Origin of the sequence: Clostridium bornimense, assembly GCF_018917145.1 — a bacterium.
Taxonomy (GTDB): Bacteria; Bacillota; Clostridia; order Clostridiales; family Clostridiaceae; genus Clostridium_AN; species Clostridium_AN bornimense_A.
This window is the reverse complement of record NZ_JAHLOD010000029.1, coordinates 18,582-38,416: the sequence shown is the minus strand read 5'-3', so window position 1 is coordinate 38,416 and position 19,835 is coordinate 18,582. Positions and strand designations below refer to the sequence as shown.

At 30.0% G+C, this 19,835-nt stretch carries 20 protein-coding genes, 2 tRNA genes and 1 rRNA gene; 19 read left to right on the top strand and 4 right to left on the bottom strand.

Annotated elements, in window-relative coordinates:
• The 3 genes from rrf to KQI30_RS10940 all read left to right on the top strand — a co-directional run.
• A 5S ribosomal RNA gene (gene rrf / locus KQI30_RS10950) occupies positions 1-115 on the top strand; the annotation flags it as partial.
• Between the two features lie 7 nt (positions 116-122).
• Positions 123-198: transfer RNA gene (locus KQI30_RS10945), tRNA-Phe, on the top strand.
• A gap of 5 nt (positions 199-203) precedes the next feature.
• Positions 204-278, top strand: a tRNA-Cys gene (locus KQI30_RS10940).
• Between the two features lie 54 nt (positions 279-332).
• Here the strand turns inward: KQI30_RS10940 and KQI30_RS10935 are convergent.
• Both KQI30_RS10935 and KQI30_RS10930 read right to left on the bottom strand, forming a co-directional pair.
• On the bottom strand, positions 333-1,250 hold the full coding sequence (locus KQI30_RS10935) for a S66 peptidase family protein (RefSeq protein ID WP_216463358.1): 918 nt from the start codon (positions 1,248-1,250) through the stop codon (positions 333-335).
• Between the two features lie 19 nt (positions 1,251-1,269).
• A complete protein-coding gene (locus KQI30_RS10930) occupies positions 1,270-2,223 on the bottom strand; it encodes a magnesium transporter CorA family protein (RefSeq protein WP_216463357.1) in 954 nt (317 codons plus the stop codon).
• 271 nt (positions 2,224-2,494) lie between these two features.
• On the opposite strand from KQI30_RS10930, the gene KQI30_RS10925 reads away from it, so the two are divergent.
• Positions 2,495-2,965, top strand: coding sequence for a hypothetical protein (locus KQI30_RS10925; protein ID WP_216463356.1), 471 nt, complete (start codon positions 2,495-2,497; stop codon positions 2,963-2,965).
• A 56-nt stretch (positions 2,966-3,021) separates the two neighbouring features.
• On the opposite strand, the gene KQI30_RS10920 is transcribed toward KQI30_RS10925, so the two are convergent.
• A complete protein-coding gene (locus tag KQI30_RS10920; RefSeq protein ID WP_216463355.1) occupies positions 3,022-4,179 on the bottom strand; it encodes an amidohydrolase in 1,158 nt (385 codons plus the stop codon).
• 151 nt (positions 4,180-4,330) lie between these two features.
• Here KQI30_RS10920 and KQI30_RS10915 point away from each other — a divergent pair, with 151 nt between their 5' ends.
• The 15 genes from KQI30_RS10915 to KQI30_RS10845 all read left to right on the top strand — a co-directional run bounded on the left by KQI30_RS10915 (position 4,331) and on the right by KQI30_RS10845 (position 19,242).
• Positions 4,331-4,957, top strand: a complete 627-nt coding sequence (locus KQI30_RS10915; protein WP_216463354.1) for a L,D-transpeptidase — start codon at positions 4,331-4,333, stop codon at positions 4,955-4,957.
• A gap of 138 nt (positions 4,958-5,095) precedes the next feature.
• Entirely contained in the window at positions 5,096-5,281 is a 186-nt protein-coding gene (locus tag KQI30_RS10910) for a sigma factor G inhibitor Gin (protein WP_216463353.1), read from the top strand.
• On the top strand, positions 5,277-6,686 hold the full coding sequence (locus tag KQI30_RS10905) for an aminotransferase class I/II-fold pyridoxal phosphate-dependent enzyme (RefSeq protein ID WP_437177732.1): 1,410 nt from the start codon (positions 5,277-5,279) through the stop codon (positions 6,684-6,686). The genes KQI30_RS10910 and KQI30_RS10905 overlap by 5 nt, the downstream gene beginning before the upstream one ends.
• Positions 6,687-6,688: 2 nt before the next feature.
• Complete coding sequence (gene tmk, locus KQI30_RS10900) at positions 6,689-7,306, top strand: dTMP kinase (protein ID WP_216463352.1); 618 nt, start codon at positions 6,689-6,691, stop codon at positions 7,304-7,306.
• Positions 7,307-7,370: 64 nt separating this feature from the next.
• On the top strand, positions 7,371-8,297 hold the full coding sequence (locus tag KQI30_RS10895; protein WP_216463351.1) for a DNA polymerase III subunit delta': 927 nt from the start codon (positions 7,371-7,373) through the stop codon (positions 8,295-8,297).
• Between the two features lie 3 nt (positions 8,298-8,300).
• Complete coding sequence (locus KQI30_RS10890; RefSeq protein ID WP_216463350.1) at positions 8,301-9,209, top strand: PSP1 domain-containing protein; 909 nt, start codon at positions 8,301-8,303, stop codon at positions 9,207-9,209.
• An 11-nt stretch (positions 9,210-9,220) separates the two neighbouring features.
• A complete protein-coding gene (locus KQI30_RS10885) occupies positions 9,221-9,415 on the top strand; it encodes a ferredoxin (RefSeq protein WP_216463349.1) in 195 nt (64 codons plus the stop codon).
• A 77-nt stretch (positions 9,416-9,492) separates the two neighbouring features.
• Entirely contained in the window at positions 9,493-9,663 is a 171-nt protein-coding gene (locus tag KQI30_RS10880) for an indolepyruvate ferredoxin oxidoreductase subunit alpha (RefSeq protein ID WP_216463348.1), read from the top strand.
• 267 nt (positions 9,664-9,930) lie between these two features.
• Positions 9,931-10,671 carry a tRNA1(Val) (adenine(37)-N6)-methyltransferase gene (locus KQI30_RS10875; protein WP_216463347.1) on the top strand — a complete coding sequence of 247 codons (741 nt, stop codon included), beginning with the start codon at positions 9,931-9,933 and terminating at the stop codon, positions 10,669-10,671.
• 1 nt (position 10,672) lies between these two features.
• Positions 10,673-11,509 (top strand): 16S rRNA (cytidine(1402)-2'-O)-methyltransferase, encoded by an 837-nt coding sequence (gene rsmI, locus KQI30_RS10870; RefSeq protein WP_294344953.1) that lies wholly within the window; start codon positions 10,673-10,675, stop codon positions 11,507-11,509.
• A 310-nt stretch (positions 11,510-11,819) separates the two neighbouring features.
• Entirely contained in the window at positions 11,820-12,899 is a 1,080-nt protein-coding gene (locus tag KQI30_RS10865) for a C40 family peptidase (protein ID WP_216463345.1), read from the top strand.
• A 206-nt stretch (positions 12,900-13,105) separates the two neighbouring features.
• Positions 13,106-14,308, top strand: a complete 1,203-nt coding sequence (locus KQI30_RS10860; protein WP_216463344.1) for a C40 family peptidase — start codon at positions 13,106-13,108, stop codon at positions 14,306-14,308.
• A 404-nt stretch (positions 14,309-14,712) separates the two neighbouring features.
• The gene (locus KQI30_RS10855) at positions 14,713-15,783 is read left to right on the top strand and encodes a C40 family peptidase (RefSeq protein ID WP_216463343.1); all 1,071 of its coding nucleotides are present in this window, start codon (positions 14,713-14,715) and stop codon (positions 15,781-15,783) included.
• Between the two features lie 743 nt (positions 15,784-16,526).
• Positions 16,527-17,645 carry a C40 family peptidase gene (locus KQI30_RS10850; RefSeq protein ID WP_216463342.1) on the top strand — a complete coding sequence of 373 codons (1,119 nt, stop codon included), beginning with the start codon at positions 16,527-16,529 and terminating at the stop codon, positions 17,643-17,645.
• A 535-nt stretch (positions 17,646-18,180) separates the two neighbouring features.
• Positions 18,181-19,242 carry a C40 family peptidase gene (locus KQI30_RS10845; RefSeq protein ID WP_216463341.1) on the top strand — a complete coding sequence of 354 codons (1,062 nt, stop codon included), beginning with the start codon at positions 18,181-18,183 and terminating at the stop codon, positions 19,240-19,242.
• A 187-nt stretch (positions 19,243-19,429) separates the two neighbouring features.
• On the opposite strand, the gene KQI30_RS10840 is transcribed toward KQI30_RS10845, so the two are convergent.
• Complete coding sequence (locus KQI30_RS10840) at positions 19,430-19,672, bottom strand: AbrB/MazE/SpoVT family DNA-binding domain-containing protein (RefSeq protein WP_044035810.1); 243 nt, start codon at positions 19,670-19,672, stop codon at positions 19,430-19,432.
• Positions 19,673-19,835: the final 163 nt, after the last annotated feature.

Below are 19,835 nucleotides of genomic sequence, written 5' to 3'. Positions count from 1 at the left end.
GGTGATGATGCCTCTAAGGGATACACCCGTTCCCATACCGAACACGATGGTTAAGCCTCAGAGGGCCGATGGTACTGCACGGGAGACTGTGTGGGAGAGTAGGATGTTGCCAGGTAAGGTGTGGCTCGATAGCTCAGTCGGTAGAGCAGAGGACTGAAAATCCTCGTGTCGCTGGTTCGATTCCTGCTCGAGCCACCATTAATGGCGCTATAGCCAAGCGGTAAGGCCAAGGTCTGCAAAACCTTTATTCCCCGGTTCAAATCCGGGTGGCGCCTCCATAAAGTAAGCAATTTTATTGCTTACTTTTTTTATTTTACAGAAATAATATGATATTAATGAACAACAGAATCTAAAATGACTATTTTTCCTAAAGTAGAGTCAATTCGTGCTTTAGCTCCTATTGGTAATGTTAATTTAGGATAAGAATGTCCAGACATAACATGATTAATAGTAGGTTTTTTTAGAGAGAAAATTTGGTTTTCTAGAATTTCATCTAAAGTAAAACTTCTATTATAATTAGGTAAACTGCAATCTTTAAATTGACCTAGAATGAATCCAGAGCACTCTGATAATTTGCCTGATAAATTTAATTGTGTTAGCATTCTGTCTATTTTATAGGGAGCCTCACCTATTTCTTCTAAAAATAAAATTTTATCTTTAGTATCAATCTCATAAGGAGTACCTAGAGTAGAACATAATAAACATAAGTTTCCACCTACTATACAACCTTCAGAAATTCCACGGACAGAACATTCTACTGGTAGATAGTATGGATTATTTAGAGTATAGGTATATGTGGATTTTGTTATTGTTTCTAGAAAAGAATTAAGAGTATATTTTTCCGAAATGTTGGATGTTACCATTGGACCATGAAATGTGATTAGTCCCGTTTTTTGATATATTATATTTAATAATGTAGTTATATCTGAATATCCCATAAAAATTTTAGGATTTGCTTTTATTATATCGAAGTTTAAGTATGGTAGAAGTCGCATTGTACCATAGCCACCTCGCATACATAATATCATCGATACTTGTGGATCTAAGAACATGTTCATTAAATCTTCTGCCCGTTCTTCATCACTTCCAGCTAAGAATCCTACTTTTGAATATACGGTTTTGCCTAATTTTATTTTAAATCCTAGTTGTTTTAAGTATTCTACACCTTTATCAATTACATTGCGATCTTCAGGGCTTGCTGGTGACACAATACCTATTGTATCACCAGGTAATAATTTATTTGCAATCATTTTAAAATCCCCTTTAGAATTATTTAAACATTCCTTTTTTATGAAGTATGTATGATACTGCAATAGTGGAGACTATTATTAATGAAAAAATTACTCCAAAGCCGTTACCTGCTTCTATATCAGAGAAAGGTAATCCAGTAACGTTCATTCCAAATAAACCAGAGATTATATTAGGAACAGTTATAACTATTGTTACGGAAGTTAAAAGTTTCATTACAGTATTTAAGTTATTAGATATTATATTCGCTGTAGTGTCCATTGTTGCTTGAAGAATACCACCATATATAGAAGTCATTTCGATAGCCTGACGTGTCTCAATCATAACATCTTCAAGAACATCTTTATCTTCTTCATACTTTTGCATAATATCCAATCTCATTATTTTTTCAAAAGTAACATCATTACCTTTTAATGATGTTGAGAAATATACAATAGAGTTTTGTAAGGATAATAATTGCATCAAAATTTTATTACTCATAGATTTATGAAGTTGACTTTGAAGCATGAGAGATTTTTTGCCTATTTGTCTCAATGATAATAAATAATATGATGAAACTCTATAAAGTATTTGTAATATAAAACGGGATCTTTTAAATGTATAAAAAGTTTTAATTTTTTCATTCACGAAGCCAGAAAGAATTTTAGAATTTTTAAGACATACCGTTATAATATAATCATTAGTATGTATGATACCTAATGGATATGTATCATAAGTTAAAGTATTTTCTTCTACTTCAGTGAAAGGAATATCTACTATAAATAGTATATTATCATCTGAAGTTTCTATACGTGAACTTTCTTCATCATCTAATGCAGCCTTTAAAAAGTCCATAGGAACTCCAGTTTTTTTAGATGTTAATATAAGTTCCTGTTCATTGGGTGCTATCATATTAATCCAACATCCAGGTTCAATAGTATCCATTTTTACTAAGTGAGAGGATGATTCAGATAGGCTTTTATATATTGAAATCATAAGCATATCCTCCATTAAATTTTATAGTTCTTACTTAGTATATTATATACCAAAGAATTTATAGATATAAAGTTTAAATTTTATATTGATACCGTAGAAAAGTACAGGAAATAGAAGAACAGTTGAAAGAAATGCAAATGAAATCATTTCCATAAGAGAAATTGAGTATAGACAACTTTATAAGGATAAATAGGGTATTGGAAAAATAAATATTAAGCTAGTATAATTTTTCTAGAATCGTTAAAATAAAAGAAAGTGTAATGAGGAAGTTATGAATAAGGAAGTTATTTCGAAAAGGCCTTTGCCTTTAATTCTATTATGGATATTTATATTAGTTAATTTATTGGCAATTAAAGAGGTTATTGAGGTAAGTGATTTATCTAAGGTAATTGATGAAAGATATTTAGATTATATAAATGCAATTATTTTAATTTTACTTGCTGTAGACTTTTCAAGAAGATGCAAAATAAAATATAAGTATTTTCTTATCGATAATAAGCTTGTTATTCATAAACTAAAAGGGACAAGCCATTCAGTAGAAGAAGTAGTTGACTTTAAGGATGTTCATTTTTTAGGTAAGAAGTGTAATTATAAAAATAAGGTTAGAGCTAGACGAGCAACTAATTATTTATCTCATTACTATAATACCAATAGATATTTATGTGTTTATAAAAAAGATGGTAGATATAAAAAGTTTTATTTTCAACCTACAAAGAATTTTATTAAGAATATAGAATGTTGATAGCATTATATATAAAGGGACTGAGATTTTATAAATTTCAGTCCCTTTTTTTTATGTTAATTATCACAGTTATTTAATTCTAATAGACTTTCTCGTAATAAGTCTTCTCTTTCTATTATATCTAATCCAGTGTAAGCAAATGCTTCAATAGCTTTTAGTACATTTTCTTTTGTATAGTCAGAGGTTGTAGTTTTAACAAATTCATTTGAATATGGTGTTATAGATGAATCTTCACATATTGAAATAAAAGGTCGTATAGTTGGAACTACATGAGAGACAGAACCAAGGCTAAGGCTTAAATGAGTATTCCTTGGTGGATCTATTTTTATTAGACCACTTTCTTTTAAGTTATGTGAAAAAAGTCTTGATATAGTGGCATTGGTTTTTAACTCATCGCTAGGCATTTCATGATAGTGAATATCACTTTTTACATTCATAAGCTCAGAAGTATATCTTACGAATTCATGAATTTTATGTTCTAATTCTTTTAGTATAGACATTTTACGTGCTTTTATATAAAAGGTTATACTACATCTTATCTGAGAAATATGTGGGGTAACTGGAGAATTCATAGATATACTATTTATATAGCATTCTTCTTCAAAAGAGTTAATAATAGTATCTAAACCATTTAAAGTGAATAAGGATGCTGATAATGGGGAATAATATCCTTTAGTTTTATAAAAGTTTGCGATGCTTTCATAATTTATTTCTATAGGTAGTGATGCCATGGAACTAGCACTTTCTGCTGTTACAACATGGGGACATGGCGACATTACGATGTCGATATCTTCGAAGGTACCTTCTTTTACCATTATTGCTTTTGAGCCACCTTTTAGTTCACCACTACAGCCTATAACTACTACGGAACCATGACCAGATGCTTTTATAGCATTAGCTAAGAGCAATGCAGCGCCTATAGAGATTGTAGAGTTGATGTGGTGAGCAAGTAAGTCACCATCTTCTTTAGAAACATCATAGTCACAGGTGAAGCATATTCTAGGATGCTCATCTCCAAATTCAGCGTAGAATGAATTTGGAATATCTAAAAAGTTATTTGTTATTTTAAATCCATGATTTTTTAGTATATTAGATAAAAATGAACTAGTAGAAGTTTCTTTATAACTTTCTTCTCCATTTTTTAATATATAATCACTGATCGAAAATATTTCATCAGTTATTGTTGATAAATAGCTAAGCATTTGTTGTTTCATAAGAAGAATCCTCCCGTAAAAATTATATTTATAGTATTACCTAGATTAATATAAATAACCCAATAATATTTTTACAATTTTAAATAACTATTGAAAAAATAATATTTAAATGGTAACCTAGGAAACGGAATAAGAAAAGGAGACATATTGTATGGGGTATAAAAAGATAACAAAACAAAAACGTCAGAAAAAGAGAAGAATTCGAGTACTTACTGTGCTTGCGTTAACTACTATTGTTACTGCAGCAATTTGTTTTAAATATATAGTTCTAGATGAAAAAATACTTACATCAAAGATAGCTTTAAATGAAGATGTAGAAGTAGTAAATACAATTAGTGATTTCAGTTACATATCTGATCAAAAAAAAGAAGCTGAAATGAATGCGGGAGATAAGTTTGATTTTACATCTAAGTATGGAATTGCTGTTTCTATAGATAAGCAAAAAGTATATGTATATGAAAATAATAAGTTAATTAAATCTATGATATGTTCTACTGGTGTTGAGGGTAGTGATACTCCACTAGGGAAATATAAAATAATAACAAGAGCAGAGTGGTTTTTTTCACCACAATATCAAGAGGGCGGAAAGTATTATCTACAGTTTATGGGGGATTTTCTTTTCCATTCAGTACCTTGTGATAGAAATAAAAATGTAATACCGGAAGAAGAAAATAAACTTGGATTTAAGGCATCGCATGGATGTATTAGATTATCTATGGATGATTCAAAGTGGCTTTATGATACTGTACCAAATCAAACAGATGTAGTAATTTATTAATGATAAAAGGGTTCTGAAACATAGTATTAATTTATTGTGTAGCAGACTCTTTCTTTTATATAAAATATTTTAATATACTCATGTTTGAGATATTTGTGAATAATTATAATATTGAACCTTCTAAAAAGGATTGATAAAATGAATAAATCGTATTGTGTAATATGTAATAAAGAATGCAAAGAAGGAACAAAGATTAACAATGACATTATATGTGACAAATGTCTAGAGAAGTTGGCATATGTATCTATGGATACATGCATATATGAGTATTACAAAAATAAGATAAAAAAAACTTATAAACAAGGAGAAAGAAATATTGATTAAGTTACCGTTATTAAATGAGCTTATAAAATACCACAAAGAGGATAATTTGATTTTATCAATGCCAGGAAATAAAAGTGGGATAGGTTTTTTAAGAGACGACGTTGGTGAAAGTTTTATAAATAGATTGGGATATTTAGATATAACAGAAGTGGAGCCATTGGATAATTTGCATTGTCCAGAGGGAGTAATAAAGGAATCGCAGGATCTTTTGAGAGATTTATATGGTTCAAAAAAGGCTTTCTTTATGGTTAATGGAAGTAGTGGAGGTAATTTAGCGTCCATATTCAGTGCATTTAAGGAAGGAGACGAAGTATTAGTAGAACGTAATTGTCATAAATCGATATACAATGGGTTGATTCTTAGAAAGTTAAAAGTTGTTTATATAGATTCAGCAATTGACGAGAAGAATAATATAAGTTTACCACCAGATAAGAAAAATATATATGATGCATTAAGTAGAGCAGAAAATCCAAAAGGAATTATACTAACTTATCCTAATTATTTTGGGATAAGTTATGATTTAGAAGAAATTATATTAGATCTAAAGAATAAAGGTCTGAAAATTGTAATCGATGGTGCTCATGGAGCACATTTCGGTTTTAATGATAAATTACCTAAGTCAGTTACTACATTAGGTGATTATGTGGTTTTAAGTGCACATAAGACATTACCAGCACTTACACAAGGCGGATTTTTATTAGTTAATAATGAAGAAGATAATATTGAGTTTTATATAAGGGCGTTTATGACAACATCACCATCATATCTTATTATGGCATCATTAGATTATAGCAGATATTATTTAGAGAAGTATGGTAAAGATGATTATGAAGATTTGATAGCTATAGCTACTAAATATAGAGAAAAGATTAATAAACTAGGCAAGGTATATATATTAGGCAAAGAAGATATGGCATGTGGTTATGATATAGATATAACTAGATATGTTATGGTATTATCTAAAAAATATAGTGGACACAAGTTATTAAGGTACTTAAGAGATTCAGGGATACAGGGGGAGATGAGTACACCTAATACAGTGGTACTTATTTTATCTCCATTTCATGGTGAAGATGAATTTAACAAATTATATTCAGTATTAGATAATCTAAGTTTTGATGATATAATTAGTGATGAAAAGTATATTACGTATAAGTATAATATACCTATTAAAAAGCTTGAACCTTATGAAGTATTTGATAAGAAGGTTAAAGTTGTATTCTTAGATAATGCAATTAATAAAATTGCTGGAGATGCAATTATACCATATCCACCAGGAATTCCATTAGTGGTTGGTGGAGAAGTGATAACAAAGGAATGTATTGAGATAGTTAAAAACTACTTAAGAGGTAATAAGCAAGTTATCGGGGTAGATAATAATAAAATAAGTATAGTGGAGGAATAAAGGTGACAGGACTATTAATAGCCTTAGAAGGGCCAGATGGATGTGGAAAAACTACACAGATAGAATTATTAAAGGATAGGTTAGAGAAGGAAGGGTTTGAGGTAATTGTCACTAGAGAACCTGGCGGAACAAAGATAAGTGAAAAAATACGAGAAATATTATTAGATAATGATAATAATGAAATGGGAAGCTGTTGTGAGGCACTACTTTATGCTGCATCGAGAGCACAATTAGTAGAAGAAGTTATAAAGCCTGCATTAGCGGAAGGCAAGATGATTATATGTGATAGATTTGTACATTCATCATTAGTATATCAAGGTATCGGTAGAGGACTTGGTGTAAAAGAAATAGAAGGAATAAATAACTTTGCATTAAATGGACTAAAAAGTGATTTAACTATAATGATAGATATAGATTTTGAAAAAGGATTAGATAGAAAAAGAAATCAAAAGAAATTAGATAGATTAGAGAATAGTGGTAATGATTTTCATAAGAAGGTTTACGATGGATATCAATATATAAAAAATGAAATTAAGGATATTGAAGTTGTAGATGGATCCATGTCAAAAGAAGAGGTTCATGAGAAAATATTTTCACTTATAAAAAATAAGATTAGATGAAATTGTAGTAATAGAGATAATATATGTTAAAATAGATAGTAAGGAGTGATTTAACGGAGAAATTATGATAATAGGGCATAATACAATAAGAGAACTGTTTTTGAAGGCAATAAAAGAGAATACTTTATCTCATGCATATCTTATTGTAGGTGAGGATGGCATAGGAAAAAGTATTTTAGTTAAAGAAATTGCATTGCAAATATTGGGAAAGACAAGAGATATAGATTATGTTGATTTAATTAACTTTCGTAGTAGTGGAAAATCTATAGGGGTAGACGATACTAGAAAGTTGATAATTGAGATTAATAAAAAGCCTTTTGAAGGTGATAAAAAGGTAATTGTAATTCATAATTGTGAAACAATGACGGAAGCAGCACAAAATGCGTTTTTAAAAACAATAGAAGAGCCACCGGTGGGTGTATATATTTTTCTATTATGCGAAAACTTAGCAAGTATCTTAGATACAGTGAAATCTAGGACATCTATTTATAGATTAAACAGATTATCAAAAAATGAAATCGAAGAGTATATACACAAAAACTATGGAGATATATCCGAAGAAAAAGAAAAGATGTTGATTTCTTTTAGTGATGGAATACCAGGAGCTATAGATAAATTAGTTAAAGACGAGGAATTTAATAATATAAGAGATTTAGTTCTAGATATATTATTAAATGTTAAAAATATCGAAAGAAATAAAATTTTTGATTACACAGATAAATTGTGTAAATTCAAAGATAAGTGGGAAGATGTTTTGACAGTGTTTTCGTCATATGTAAGAGATATTATGGTTTATGGAGAAACTTATTCTATAGAAAATATTATTAATCTAGATAAAATTAGTGATATTAAGGATTTGAAAGGAAGGTATACCTATTCAAAACTTATAAAGATTCTAGAGATAATAAAGTATGTAAGAGAAAATTTAGAGAGAAATGTAAATACAGAAGGAATATTCGATATTATGTTGATAAGATTACAGGAGGTATAAAGAATGGTTTCGGTAGTGGGAATACGCTTTAAAAAAGCTGGCAAAGTGTATTACTTCTCACCAGGTGACAACTTAGTTAAGGAAGGCGATAATGTTATTGTTGAAACAGCTAGGGGTATGGAATTTGGAACATGTATAATAAGCAGTAGAGAAGTAGATGAAGATAGTATTATATCTCCATTAAAGTCAGTAGTGAGAGTTGCAACAAAAGAGGATTTACTTAAATATGCCGATAATAAAAGAAGAGAAAAAGAAGCTTTTAATATATGTTGTGAAAAAATAGCTAAACATAAATTAGTTATGAAGTTAATAGATGTTGAGTATACATTTGATAATAATAAAATAATATTCTATTTTACTGCAGAAGGTAGAGTAGATTTTAGAGAATTAGTTAAGGATTTAGCTACAGTTTTTAGAACTAGAATTGAACTTAGACAAATTGGTGTTAGAGATGAGTCTAAAATGGTAGGGGGACTTGGTCCATGTGGAAGACCATTATGTTGTGGAACATTTCTTACAGACTTTGCTCCAGTGTCAATAAAGATGGCTAAAGAGCAAAACCTATCATTAAACCCATCAAAGATATCAGGGATTTGTGGAAGATTAATGTGTTGTCTTAACTATGAACAAGAAACATATGAAAAAACAAGAAAGATTATGCCGACTGTAGGTTCTATTGTGGAAACTCCATATGGAACAGGAGAGGTTATGTCTAATAGTCTTGTTAAGGAAACAGTAACTGCGAAGTTTATGAGAGCAGAAGGTGACGGAGAAGTTAGAGAAGTACCTATAACAAAATTGAAGTTAGTTTCAGGATCATATGAAGGAACAGTAGATGAAAAAGACATCAGAATTGAAGTGGAAGATGAGACTGATGCAAAAGCATTAAAGGAACTATTTAAGGGTGACTAGGAGGTAATAGCATGAAAGGTGTCCTTAGAGTTCACAAAATTGGTAATGTAAATAAGTTAAAGAGAGATATAACCTCTATTGAAGGCGTTATAGCATTATATATATCTAAGGAAAGTGAAGAGGTTACAGTAATTTTTGATGAGTATTTTACTACGTTAGATGATATTATAGATAAGCTGGAAAATGATGGACATATTATACTATAAAAAACTTTAATAAATATAGTAGACGTGCTAAAATAAAATTGTAGGAGAATATAGCTTAGTTTTAGGAGGTGTTTTTGATGGCATACAAAATAAACGAAACATGTGTTAGTTGTGGTGCATGTGCAGCAGAATGTCCAGTTGGATGTATTTCTCAAGGAGATAGTCAATTTGAAATTGATGAAACAAGTTGCATCGATTGTGGAAACTGTGCAAATGTTTGTCCAGTAGCTGCTCCAGAGCAAGCATAATACTTATTATAATAAATAAGATAAAAGAGATTCCCGCATTAGCAAATGAAAATTTGCAAGCGGGAGTCTCTTTTTTTCATGGCACAGGTATGAGGGCATAAGTCACACATAAACTATTCCCCCTTTACTCTTACTTATTCACTATAAAACTTACAAGTTTTCATTTGTTGTTAATTGATTGAATTGCAAATTATGATATGATAGTTCCTTTTATTTTTTTATGTTAAAATTATATAATAGATATACTTTATAATTTGGAGTGATGAAATGAGCTTTATAAAAGAAGATGAGACTTTAGATGATTTACAGCTAAAGGGGATACATGTTATACAGAAGAAGGATGCTTTTAGATTTGGAGTAGATGCAGTATTGTTGGCTAATTTCGCCAAGGTAAAAAAGAGTCATAAAGTTATAGATTTTTGTACAGGAACAGGGATTATTCCGTTTATTATAGCAGGGAAAACAGAATGTAATGATATAAAGGGAATAGAGATACAAGAAGAATTTGTTGATATGGCGAAGAGAACAGTGGATTATAATAATCTTTCAGATAGAATAAATTTTTATTGTAGAGATTTAAAGGATATAGATTTTTTAAAGTTTATGGAAAAGGTTGATGTTGTTACAGTTAATCCTCCATATAAGCTTCAAGGGTCAGGGATTATAAATGTAAATGATAAAAATGCTATAGCAAGACATGAGATATTATGTAATTTAGAAGATGTTATAGTGGCAGCAAAGGCAGTATTAAAGGATAATGGTAGATTTTATATGATTCATAGACCGGATAGACTTTGTGATATATTTTGTCTTATGAGAAAATATAAAATAGAACCGAAAAGGGTAAAGATGATTCATCCTACATACAACAAGGCTCCTAATATTGTTTTGATAGAAGGACAGAATTTTGGAGGTAGTTTTCTTAAATGGGATGAACCGTTATATGTTCATGAATTAGATGGTAGTTATACAAAAGAGATTGATAAGATATATGGAAGAGGTGAGTAGTGTGGCAGGAAAGTTATATATAGTAGGAACTCCTATTGGAAATCTAAAAGATATAACACTTAGAGCATTAGAAGTATTGAAAAGTTGTGATTTAGTGGCTGCAGAAGATACAAGAGTTACTATGAGATTGTTAAGTCATTTTGAAATAAAGAAGCCATTGATTTCATATCATAAGTTTAATGAAGAGGGTAGAAGTGAAAATATATTAGATAAAGTTAGAGAAGGGCAAATTGTTGCTTTAGTATCAGATGCGGGAATGCCCGGAATATCAGATCCAGGTGCAGTTATAATAGAAAAGGCTGTGGAAGAAGGAATTGATTTTGAAGTTATACCTGGACCAACAGCGGTAGTGACAGCATTAGTAAATTCTACATTAGACACTACTAAGTTTGCGTTTAGAGGTTTTTTCCCTAGAGAAAACAAAGATAGGGAAGAAATATTTAAAGAAATTGAAGGCTATAGAGATACGATTATATTCTATGAAGCACCTCATAGAATAGTATCGACATTGGAGTTTCTTAAGGACAGGATTCCAAATAGAAGAATGGCTTTAAGTAGAGAACTTACTAAAACTTATGAAGAAACTATAAGAGGCACTGTAGAGGAAGTATATAACAAGATATGTGATAATGGAGTCCGTGGAGAAATTGTTATATTAATAGAAGGAAAAAGTGATGATGAGATAGAAAAAGAAAATAGAAGTAAGTGGGAGTACATGACTATTGAGGAGCATATAGATTATTACATAGAAAAAGGTAATAGTAAAAAGGAAGCTATAAAATTAGTTGCAAAGGAAAGAGGAATTAGTAAAAGAGAAGTATATGCTTGCTCATATTAGAGCATTAGAAGGAGGTATGTAGAGTATGATACCTCCTTTTATTATGTCATTAGATAGAATGAAGAGGATAATTTATGTTTTACCTATCACTGTATATTAAGAAAAATACTTTTTATTTTTACGTATGAACTAATAGTATGATACCTTTCAAAACATTACTGCCATAGATTTCCTATAGCGCGGTTTTTTTGACAAATTATTTTAAATAATATAAAATTATACTACAATATATTACAAATGGGGATCAATTAAAATATATACAAGTAAAAAAATAGTATAATTTGAATGGGTAATGGGGAGGAGAGTTAGTATGAAAATGAGAATAGTATCATTTATGTTAGTTATAGTCTTAGTTAGTGAACTATTTATTGGTATAAAACCAATAAATGCAACACCGAATGATACTAAAAGTCAGTATGTTGATGCAATAATGAAGGTTGAGGAAGCTAATGATGAAGTAAGAAAATGTGACGAGAAGATAAGTCAACTAATGGTACAACAAGAAGAAACTAGTAGTAAGATTGAAAGCATAAAGGTTGAGATAGAAAATAAAGAAAGTGAAATTAAGAAAACGGAAGAAACTATAGTTGGAGATGCAGAAGAATTAAAGAAAAGGGTAAGATCTACATATAAAAGTGGTAATGATATAACTTTAGATATTGTATTTGATGCAAAAAGTTTTTCTGATTTAATCTATAGAAGAGAGCTTATTAGAAATGTAACTGGATATGAGGTAAGAGCTATAGATAGAACAAAATCCGCTAAAAAGACACTTGTTAATTGCAAGAAGGATTTGCAAAAGGAAGCTGATAATTTATCTAAGCTAAAGGAAGACTTACAAAAACAAATTGAATCTATACAATCAGAAAAGGTTGAACATCAAAAAGTTAAAGCAGATGCAGAGGCTGTAAGTAAGAAATATGCAGAACAATTAAAAGTTATATATGGAGAAATAGAAGCTAAAGCACAGATTTTACAGGCACAGATTAATGTAGGTGTTAAGGTAACATCTACAGGAGAAGATGTTAGTGAAACTGCACTGGCTATATTAAAAGAAGCAAACACTCATTTAGGAAAAAAATATGTATGGGGAGCTACAGGACCTAATACTTTTGACTGTTCTGGTTTAACACAGTATGTTTATGGAAAGATGGGAATATCATTAACAAGAACTACATATACCCAAGTAAGAGAAGGTCAATATGTAGCACCAAAAGACGTACAACCAGGAGATTTGGTGTTTTTCGGTTCAATAAAGTCGCCGCATCATGTTGGTATATATGCAGGAGACGGAATGTTTATTCATGCACCTCAGACTGGTGATGTAGTTAAATATTCAAAGTTAAGCTATATGCCTGATTATACACAGGCGAGAAGAATAATAGGTTAAATAATTAAAGATTATATGTGATGCTAATAAGACTGTATTTTTAAACAAAATACAGTCTTATTTTGTATATAATTATATAAATTAAAAAAAATTCTACATAATATCTTCATATAAAAGATTAATAATTTGAAATAAAAGTAATAAAATGCAAAAATAAAATAAATATGAATACAAAAATATTTAAACTTTTAGAATGGGGGAAGAAAATGAATAAGAAAGGTATAAGTCTAATTTTGTTTGTAACAACATTATTAATGACTACTAATTTGGGGATAAACGTTAAAGCAGATCCTACATTAGATGATGCAAAAAATCAGTATGAAGATGCAGTGAAGAAAGTTGAAAGTGTAAATGATAAAGTAAGAAAGTTAGATACAGAGATCATTGCATTGATGGATAAACAAGACACAACAGAAAAATCTATATCAGAAAAACAAGGAGAAATTGATAAAAAGCAAGAGGAAGTAGAAAAAGCAAAAGATGAATTGCAAGAAGATGAAGATACGTTTAAGAAAAGGGTAAGAGCTTCATATAAAGATGGAAATGATGTAGTAATTAATTTGTTAGTAGAATCAAAGACAATAGGAGATTTAATTGAAAGAACTGAAACTATTAAAGATGTTTCTAAACGTGAAAAACTTATAATGGATGAAATAAAGAAGGAAAAAGTTCAGTTAGAAGGAGCGAAAGCAAAAGTTGAAAAGGAAGTTGTAGCATTAAATTCATTAAAAGGGGAATTAAAGAAACAAATAGAAGAAATTAACAAGCAGAAAGAAGAACAAGAAGTTGCTTTAGCGGAAGCAGAGAATGTTAAAAATAAATATGCAACAGAAGTTAAGGCTATGGAGGATGAGGTTAATGCAGAAGCAAATAAACTTAAAGAATCAAGAGAACAAGAAGCTACTGCTACAATAGCACAGTCTAATGAGGTAGAAGAATCTGCACAAGTGTTACAACCATCACAATCAACAAAGCCATCGCAATCAACAAAGCCATCACAACCAACTCAATCTACACAACCGATACAATCAACAGTATCTACATCTACATCAGTATCAGCAGTGTTAGCAGAGGCTGAAAGACATCTAGGTAAATCATATGTTTTAGGTGCAAATGGACCAAATACCTTTGATTGTTCAGGATTTGTGCAATATGTATATAAACAATGTGGAGTTTCGCTTACAAGAACTACATATACTCAAGTTGCTGGTATAGGAAGTTATGTAGCACCTGGAAGTGAGCAACCAGGAGATTTAGTTTTCTTTGGTCCAGTGTCAGCACCAGAGCATGTTGGTATCTATGTAGGAAATGGTATTTTTATTCATGCACCAAAGCCTGGTGATGTAGTTAAATATTCAAAGTTAAGCTATATGCCTAATTATACACAGGCTAGAAGAATACTAGGTTAAAGTTAAAAGGGATTGTCGCACAAAGAAGTAGGGATCAGAGTGCGGCAGTTTTTTTTGCAAAATTGAATATCAAGGCACAGGTATGAAGGCACAAGGCACAGGTAGATATCAGGGCACAAGTGTGAGGGCACAAGGCACAAGTAGATATCAGTGCACAGTTGTTGATGAAATTCCCTTTAGGGGAATTTTTGAGATTATAAGTGGAACAATTTTGTGTATAGAATAAGATAGTTTCCTTAATTGCGAAATGTGAATTGTGAATTGAACAAAGGAATTGAAATACTTGTTTCAAAATTATTTTTTAGAGAAAATTAAATATCTTCATTTTATCTTTATAAAAATGTATAATAATTACAATAAAGTAAAATATACCATGCAAGGTTAGGATTGAGGTAAAGTTAGGAATGATAAAAAGGAAGATATGCTTAATATTGATGGCTACAATAATAACATTTGCAAATGGGAAAGTAATAGTAAAGGCAGAGCCTAGTATTGATGAGAAACGAGAAGAATATAAAGTAGCAGTAGAGGAAGTAGAGAAGTACAGTGATGAGATAAAGAAGATAGATAATAAGATATCAGTTATTATGGAAGAACAAAAGGAAATTGAGAATAAGATAAGTGAAAAGAAAAAAGATATTGAGGAAAAAAGAGAAAGTATACAGGTAAAGAGTATAGAATTAGAACATAATGAAGAAGCGTTTAGGAAGATGATTAGAACAACTTATATGTGTGGAAAAGAAGAAGTCATTAGTATGATTGTAGATTCAAAAACTATTGGAGATTTTATAGAGAGAACTGAAGTTATTAAAGGAATATCAAAGTATAAGGAAAATGTAATAAGCAATATAAAATGTAAGAAAGAAACACTAATATCCGAAAAAGATACTATGGAACAGGAAGTAGAAAATTTAAATAAATTAAAAGATAAGTTACAAGATAAGCGAGAAGAAATAGAGAATATAAAAGAGATAGAAGAAGGATTTTTATTGAAGGCAAAGGAATTAAAGGAAAAGTATCAGAAAGAATTATCTGAGATGGAAGAAAAAATAAAAAATGATTTAACATCAATGAAAGAACACATGAAATATGATAAAGAGATTACGAATAAAATCATATTAGAGGTTTTAAAGGAAGCAGATACTCATATAGGAAAGGATTATGTATGGGGAGCTACAGGACCAGATACTTTTGATTGTTCAGGATTTGTACAATATGTATATAAGAAGGTGGGAATAGAACTTACAAGGACAACATATACTCAAGTAGCAGGCCGTGGTACTTATATTCCTAAAGGAGAAGAACAACCAGGAGATTTAGTATTCTTTGGTTCGATGTCAGAACCACATCATGTGGGGATATGTGTAGGAAATGGAATGTATATACATGCGCCGCAAACAGGGGATGTGGTAAAGTATTCGAAGTTAATATATTCAAGGGATTATTGTCAAGCAAGAAGAATTGTAGAGGACTAAAATAGATTTGTAAGGAAAGCTGTTACAGAGTGTGACAGCTTTTTTATTTGATGACAAAGAGAAAACTCTTTGTTGAATTTCTTAGAACATAAGTGATTATTTTCTGCTATAGAATGATTTGAGTTAATGGTATTTGATGAAAAATTATTATAATGTGCCTAATGAAGATTGTAGTCCGAATGAGAGTTTTGGGCTTATGCTAGATATTGAATACTTTAATTATTAAAAGGAATATAATTTAGAAATATGAATAATCATTATTTTTTGAAGAAACTCATATAATAATATAAATGTGTGAATAAATTTTAATATTTTTTTATTTTTATTTATGGAAATAATATTGTGAAAACTATTTCAAAATAATGACACTAAAAGTAAAAAGTTGGGCAATGAGAATTTGGTATATTATATAACTTGTCCCTTTATACACTGATATAAGTAAGTTTAGGGGGAAGAGGTAATAAATATGTGATTTGATCCAAATATGTACAATAAACGATTCAATATGACATATGAACCATAAAATGGGACATGGTATTACCAACTTCTTAATAAAGGACAAGATATTTCTTCATTTTATCTTCACACAAAAAATTAATAATGTAAAAGAAGAAACAAGAAACCTTAAATTTTTTTTAAGATATACTATAAAAGAAAATTAAAAATATATATAATTAAACAAAAAATATTAAAGATAAATGAATTTTAAATGTGATTTAAAATTTTGGAATGGGGGAAGAAAAATGAAAAAGAAAGGTATAAGTTTAGCTTTAGTAATTGCTACATTAACAATGACTACTAGCTTTGGAACACAAGTAAAAGCAGATCCAACGTTAGATAGTGCTAAAAATCAATATTCAGAAGCATTACAAAAAGTTGAAGCTGTAAATGAACAAGTAAGAAAGTTAGATGCTGAAATCAGCGCATTAGTTGATAAACAGAATTCAACAGAGAAATCTATTTCAGATAAGCAAGATGAAATTGCTAAAAAGCAAGAAGAAGTTGAAAAGACTAAAGCAGAACTTCAAAAAAGTGAAGACGATTTCAAAAAGAGAGTAAGAGCTGTATATAAGAACGGAAATGATGTTGTAATTAATGTTCTAGTAGAATCAAAATCAATGGGCGATTTATTAGAAAGAACACAAACTGTTAAAGAAGTTTCTAAGCGTGAAAGAACTATAATGGAAACAATCAAAACAGAAAAAGTTGCATTAGAAAAGGCAAAATCAAAAGTTGAAGAAGAAGTTGTAACTTTAAATTCATTAAAAGATGAGTTACAAAAACAAATAGATGAAGTAAATAAACAAAAAGATGATCAAAAAGTTGCTTTAGCAGAAGCAGAATCTGTTAAAAACAAATATGCTACAGAAGTAAAGGCTATAGAAGATCAAATGGCAGCAGAAGCAGCAAGACTTCAAGCAGCAAGAGCTCAACAAGCTACTGCAACAATAGCACAAGCATCAAATGTTGCACCATCAAGAGGTGGACAAGAAACAACTACAGCAACTGCAGCAGCGGTATTAGCAGAAGCTGAAAAACATTTAGGTAAACCATATGTATGGGGAGCAAAAGGACCAAATACATTTGATTGTTCAGGCTTTGTTCAATATGTATTTAGACAAGTAGGTATAAGTGCTCCAGCGCCAACATATACACAAGAAACATTAGGTACATATGTTGCTAAAGGACAAGAACAACCAGGAGATTTAGTTTTCTTTGGACAAGTTGGTAATACTCATCACGTTGGAATATACGTTGGTGGCGGTATGTATATACATGCACCACAAACTGGAGATGTTGTTAAGTATTCATACTTATCAGGTTCAAGAGACTATAGCTTTGCAAGAAGATTATTAAATTAGTTTTATAAGAAAGATAATATTTAGATTGTATAAAGGCTGTCGCACAAAGAAGTTAGATTCGAGTGCGGCAGTTTTTTTGTAAAATAGAATATCAGTGCACAGGTATGTATCAGTGCACAGGTGTCAGTGCACTGTGCACAGTTATGGATGAAATTACCTTTAGGGGAATTTCTGAAAATTTTAAGTGATACAATTTTGTGTTATAGTATAGGCTAGTTTTTTTAAGATATTGGTGTTTCAGATATAACTGTTACGGGGGACTAATGAAGGCTGTGCCTTCATGTAGCTTGAACTAGAAGCTCTTGTTAATGGGATATCTCTTTTTTAATTTGAAATTTGTATACACTAGAATATAATTGACATATAAAGGATAATAATATAAAATTATATTACACAATATGACAAAAAGATATAAAAATTGATTTTAAAATATAATATGCAACAAATGCAACATATTATCTACAAAATAATATGAGAAATTTAAATTAATATATAGATGAAAAAATAGGGGAAAACTTTGTAGGGGGGAACAATAATGGCAGTGAAGAAATGTTATGTAATGTTAGTTTTAATTCTAATAGTTAGTTTTATATCACCGCAAAATATAATTAATGCTGCTCCAAGTAAGACTGAGACGCAATCTAATTATGATGAAGCTATGAGAAAGGTAGAGGCTGCCAATGATGCAATAAGAAAATGTGATGACAAGATAAATACGTTAATTGCTAAACAAAAGGAAACAGAGACGGCTATATCTACAAAGCAAAAGGAGATAGCAGATAAAGAATCAAATATAAATGAAAGTTCAAAGGATTTATCTAAAAAGGAAGAAGAATTTAAAGATAGAATAAGAAGTGCGTATAAGAATGGAAATGATACTACTTTAGCTATAATATTAAATGCTGAAAGTTTTGGAGATTTAATTGAAAGAAAAGAGATTCTTAGAAATGTATCTCTTTCTGATATAAGATTTATTAAAAAGATAAAAGAAAGTAAGGATACATTAGACGAAGAAAAAAGAAATCTTGAAAATGAGGCAGCAGAATTAGATAAATTGAAGAGTGATCTACAAGGTCAAATAGATACTATTAATGCTGAAAAATCATCTAGTGAAAAGGCAAGAAAAGAAGCAGAAGCATTGAAATCTAAGTATGCAGCTCAATTAGAAGCAATAAATAGAGCTATAGCCGCTGAGGCAAACACAGTAAGTGGAGGAACTACCAATACAGGTACTGCAACAGTTTCAAATGTATTAGCAGAAGCAAAGAAGCATCTAGGAAAACAATATGTATGGGGAGCTACAGGACCAAACACTTTTGATTGTTCAGGATTTACTCAATATGTGTATAAAAAATGTGGCGTTAGTCTTACAAGAACTACATATACACAAGTGAAGGGAATTGGAACATATGTAGCACCAGGTAATGAAAAACCAGGAGATTTAGTTTTCTTTGGATCATTAAAATCACCACATCATGTTGGGATATATGTAGGGAATGGAATATTTATCCATGCTCCACAAACTGGCGATGTTGTTAAATATACAAAGTTAAAGTATATGTCTGATTATACACAAGCAAGAAGAATAATATCATAATGAATATAAGAGACAGGTACAGAATTTATAATGGTATTTGTCTCTTTTGAGATTAGAATAAGAAATGCAATTTTTTTAATGTGATTAAATTTAAGGGTAGTTATGAGATTTAGAAATAATTTAGAAAATAGAAAAAGGAGATATCGCTTGCATGAATAATCTCCTTTTAATTAGTTTTTTTATAAAATTATTTTGAACCTAATTCATTAAGGCAACTAGTGCAGATATTTTTACCTTTGTAGTTTATTACATCTCTAGCATTACCGCAGAATATACAAGCTGGTTCATATTTCTTTAATATGATTTCTTCACCATCAACATATATTTCAAGAGCATCCTTTTCAGCTATATCTAATGTTCTTCTTAATTCGATTGGAATAACAATTCTTCCCAATTCATCAACTCTTCTTACAACACCTGTAGATTTCATATTTAACTTCCTCCTATAACAGTTATCGACAAAAATATATTTTTATGTAATAACAAAATAAGTTAGCAATAAATTTTTACTTTGTAATAACCGTGCATATTTTTGTATTAAATGTATCGATAATATTATTTTATATGGTAAACCAATGCAAGTCAATACATTT